Origin of the sequence: Dietzia sp. CQ4 (assembly GCF_014145125.1) — a bacterium.
Lineage (GTDB): Bacteria > Actinomycetota > Actinomycetes > Mycobacteriales > Mycobacteriaceae > Dietzia > Dietzia natronolimnaea.
In genome coordinates this window covers 1-3431 of record NZ_JAALDZ010000035.1, presented here as the reverse complement: position 1 = coordinate 3431, position 3431 = coordinate 1, and the positions used below count along the sequence as shown (strand labels likewise).

Sequence of the window (3431 nt, the reverse complement as noted above, 5' to 3'; positions counted from 1 at the left end):
GAGCCCCCGAGCTCCGCGCGAGGGGTCGGCCGCCCGGTCACCGTCGCGGGCGGTCGTCGTCGTCCGCGGCGGGCATCACCGCGGTCGCGTGGGGCTCGTCCTCCGGCCGCACCGCGTTCTGCAGCGCGATGGACCGGGCCAGCCGGGCGTAGCGCAGTTCCTGTTCACGGAAGCGCACGTACGTGGAGACGGTGACAAAGGCGAAGCCCATCACCAGCGCGTAGAGCACCAGGTCTGTGCCGCGCTGTACGCCCAGCGCGTTGGCCACCACGGTGAGGTCGTCCGGGCGCAGCACGGCGTAGACCATGAACACCACGAACAGCACGAAGCCGATCTTGACCCCGGCCTTGGCCCGCGCCTTGCGCCGGTTGGCCAGGAAGAACGCCACCAGCGCGGCGCCGGCGAGCAACAGCAGTGCCTTGATCATCGCGGCAACCTCTTTCCCACGAAACCGTCGGAGAGGATGTTGATCCCGTTGAGCAGCGACTGCCCCTTCGACATGGAGTACTCGGTGTAGAGGATGTCGACCGGCTGCTCGGCCACGCGCCACCCACGGCTGTCCATCAGTTCCACGAACTCGCTGGCGTGACTCATGCCGTTCATGCGCAGGTTGAGGTCGTCGGCGACCCGCCGGTTGAACACCCGCAGTCCGTTGTGGGCGTCCGTCAGACCGAGCCTGCGGGTGCGTGGGCTGAGCATGACGACGGTCTTGAGGACGACCCGCTTGATCAGCGGCACCTGGTCGCCCTCGCGGCGTGGGCGGCCGAAGCGGGTCCCCACCACGATGTCCACGGGCTCACAGCGCAGCCGCTCGACCATCGCGAGGACGTCCTTGACCTGGTGCTGCCCGTCGGCGTCGAAGGTGACGAAGTAACGGGCGCCGGGTTGCGCGCGGGCGTACTCGACACCGGTCTGGATGGCGGCCCCCTGCCCGAGGTTGACCGGGTGCCGGACCAGGTGTGCGCCCGCCCGGTGGATCGCCGCCGCGGAGTCGTCGGTCGAACCGTCGTCCACGGCAACGATGTTGGGGAACGTCTCGCGTGCGGTGCCGAGGACGTCCTCGATCACGGTGCCCTCGTTGAAGCAGGGGACGACCAGCCAGACGTCGCGGTTGCCTGTGGGGCCGCCCCCTGCCGCGCCGGAGGGTCCTGGGAGTCGCTCACTGTCACTGCTCATCGCCGGTCGATACTATGCGATCGAACGGAAAACCCTGTGACGAGAAGGACGGCGGTTCCCCGATGGCCATCGATGTGATGCTCCCCTACTACGGGGATGTCGGACACTTCAAGAAGGCTGTGGACAGTGTCCTCTCCCAGACCTACACCGACTTCCGTCTGGTCGTGGTGGACGACGGCTACCCGGACCCGGAGCCGGCCCGCTACATGGGGGAGATCACCGCGCGCGACGAGCGGGTGACCTACGAGAAGAACGAGACCAACCTCGGCGCCAACGGTAACTACCGCAAGTGCCTGGAGATGGTCACGGCACCGATCGTCGTGGTGATGGGCGCCGACGACGTCATGCTGCCCAACTACCTGCAGGTGGTGGCGGACGGTTTCGCGGCCGTTCCCGACGCCGCCGTGATGGAGGTCGGCGTCAGCGTCATCGACGAACACGGTGCCCCCGCGCGGCCCCTGTCCGACACCGTCAAGGCGTTCACCTCGCCCAAGGCCGACGGTCGCACGGTCCTCCACGGCGAGAAGCTCATGACCTCGCTGATGCACGGGAACTGGACCTATTTCCCGTCGCTGGCGTGGAGCTCCGAGTGGATCCGCCGCATCGGGTTCCGCGAGGGACTGGACGTGGTGCAGGACCTGGCGCTGCTGGTCGACGTGATCACCGGTGGCGGTCACATGGTCTACGACCCGACCCTGGCGTTCCTCTACCGCCGGCATTCCGCCTCCGACTCCTCGGTGCGCGCGCTCGACGGCCGCCGCTTCGACGAGGAGGCCCGCTTCTTCGCCGGTGAGGCCGACGCGTTCGCGGCCCGGGGCTGGAAGAGCGCCGAGCGGGCCGCGCGTCTGCACCTGACCTCGCGGTTCAACGCGCTGTCTCTGTTGCCGACCGCGGCCCGGGCCGGCAAGTTCGCCGAGGGCGGTAAGCGGCTGCTCGGTCACAGCTTCCGTAAGTTCTGACCCCGACGGGAATTGACCGGAGCTGGCACGAGAGGAGGCCCGGATGGTCCCCGAGGCGTGGATCCCGCACCGCCGTGAGGACGGCGAACTGATCGGCTGGATCGACATGACCACCGCCGAGCCGCTGCTCGTGCCGATCGACCGGCTCGGCCGCCCGCTCGACCCGGTCGACGACTGGCACAGGGCGGAGGACGTACTCGAGGGGATCGGTCTGCGGTTCCTCATGGAGCGTTTCCTGTTCCACGAGAACGGCCGCGACACCGTGGTGCGGATCTCCCACCTCGACGAGAACCGGATCGTCTTGTCGACGGCGCTCACGGACGCGATCGAGGAGGTCGGCCGCGAGATCGTCGCACCGTTCCCGGCGCCGGCGACGCTGCGCCCCGCCTGACGACGCCGGCGACACCGCGCCTCGCCCGGCCTCCGGCCCGGCCCGGCCCGTTCACCGCCGCACGACCACCACTCTCGAGCCCACCTCGCGGACGTCGAACAGTGCCGGGTCCTCGAACTGCTCCGGGTGGAACCGGATCTTCTCCCGACTGTTGTTCCGGGCCAGGGGCATCTCGTTGATCGCCACCGGGACCACCCAGTTCCTCGAGCCCTCCCGATCGAACACCATCACGTCCGGGCCGCGGAACGGGCCTGAGTCCATCGCGGCGGCCAGCTCACGGGGGGAGTCGATGGAGGCCCACTCCCGGACCTCGTCCGTCCGTGCGGTGTACCGACCGGCCGGGGTGGCGTAGGCCTGCGCGGGTGCCTGGAAGGTGAAATACGGGCGGTAGGCGTAGACGGTCGGGACCGACGTGAGGACCACCAGGTCCGAGGGCTCCTGCCCGGGGGTCATCTCGTCGATCGCCTCCAGCACCTCCGCCGGGGCCGCGGGGGCCTCGCGGGCTGCGGCGGCGAACCGCGAGTCCTCCTCCGAGACGTGCTGCACCATCTGGATCGCGGCCAGACCGGCCACCACCACGGCCACCGCGGCGACCCGGCCGCGCGAATCCGCGGGCGACGTGGCCAGCGCCCACCGGGCCAGGGCGAGCGAGCCGACCACCCCCGCGAGCGCGAGGGCCAGCGTGATCACCGGGATCATCCGGAACGGCAGCAGCGTGGACCCGGTGACCGCCCGCAGCCCCGAGAGCGCGTACCAACCGAACACCGTGACGACCATCAGCCCCAGCGCCTGCGCCAGCACGAGACCGCGGTCCGGCGCCGGGAGCGGCCATCCCGGTGAGTGGGTGGCCTCGTCGTCGTAGTCGTGGTCATCAGCGTCGTGACGGCTGGCTCCCCGGTCTCCGA

Annotated in this window: 5 protein-coding genes; 2 read left to right on the top strand and 3 right to left on the bottom strand. The window is 69.9% G+C overall.

Going from position 1 to position 3431, the window contains the following annotated elements; all coding sequences use genetic code 11:
• Positions 1 to 37: 37 nt before the first annotated feature.
• Both G6031_RS02590 and G6031_RS02585 read right to left on the bottom strand, forming a co-directional pair.
• A complete protein-coding gene (locus G6031_RS02590; protein ID WP_179524455.1) occupies positions 38 to 427 on the bottom strand; it encodes a DUF2304 domain-containing protein in 390 nt (129 codons plus the stop codon).
• On the bottom strand, positions 424 to 1176 hold the full coding sequence (locus G6031_RS02585; protein ID WP_241737152.1) for a glycosyltransferase family 2 protein: 753 nt from the start codon (positions 1174 to 1176) through the stop codon (positions 424 to 426). Before G6031_RS02585 ends, G6031_RS02590 begins: the two co-directional genes overlap by 4 nt.
• A 62-nt stretch (positions 1177 to 1238) precedes the next feature.
• Here G6031_RS02585 and G6031_RS02580 point away from each other — a divergent pair, with 62 nt between their 5' ends.
• Together G6031_RS02580 and G6031_RS02575 are read left to right on the top strand one after the other, a co-directional pair.
• On the top strand, positions 1239 to 2135 hold the full coding sequence (locus tag G6031_RS02580; protein WP_182640154.1) for a glycosyltransferase: 897 nt from the start codon (positions 1239 to 1241) through the stop codon (positions 2133 to 2135).
• 43 nt (positions 2136 to 2178) lie between these two features.
• On the top strand, positions 2179 to 2526 hold the full coding sequence (locus G6031_RS02575; RefSeq protein ID WP_182652343.1) for a hypothetical protein: 348 nt from the start codon (positions 2179 to 2181) through the stop codon (positions 2524 to 2526).
• A 51-nt stretch (positions 2527 to 2577) separates the two neighbouring features.
• On the opposite strand, the gene G6031_RS02570 is transcribed toward G6031_RS02575, so the two are convergent.
• Positions 2578 to 3431: arabinofuranosyltransferase (locus G6031_RS02570; protein ID WP_182652342.1), on the bottom strand; the 854-nt coding region annotated here is incomplete at its 5' end.